Source organism: Bradyrhizobium sp. CFUWI (assembly GCF_056429085.1).
This window is the reverse complement of sequence record NZ_JBWJZE010000308.1, coordinates 1-391: the sequence shown is the minus strand read 5'-3', so window position 1 is coordinate 391 and position 391 is coordinate 1. Positions and strand designations below refer to the sequence as shown.

Annotated in this window: 1 protein-coding gene; it reads left to right on the top strand. The window is 70.3% G+C overall.

Annotated features, from left to right (window positions below; all coding sequences use genetic code 11):
• The coding region (locus tag AC066S_RS39945; protein ID WP_478272086.1) for a hypothetical protein at window positions 1–391 on the top strand (391 nt) is incomplete at both ends.

Here is a 391-nt window from a genome sequence, read left to right as displayed (position 1 = left end):
AATCGGCCGCCGTGAGACGCCCCGCCTTCCTCCAGCGCTTCAGCACCCTGCAGATCGCCCTCGCCCTGTCGGTGGCGGTGCATGCGGCGCTGCTGTCCGTGCGCTTCGTCGATCCGGAGAGTTTCAACCGCGTCTTCCAGGACACGCCGCTGGAGGTGATCCTGGTGAACGCCAAGTCCGGCGAGCAGCCCGAGAAGGCCCAGGCCATCGCCCAGGCGTCGCTCGCGGGCGGCGGCGATGCGGAGAAGGGCCGCGCCACCAGCCCCCTGCCCTACTCCGCCGTCACCCACGTGGGCGAGGATTTCGAGGAGGCGCAGCGCAAGCTCGACGCCATGCAGGAGCAGCAGGCCCAGTTGCTCGCGCAGCTGCGCAGGCAACTGGCGACCATGCC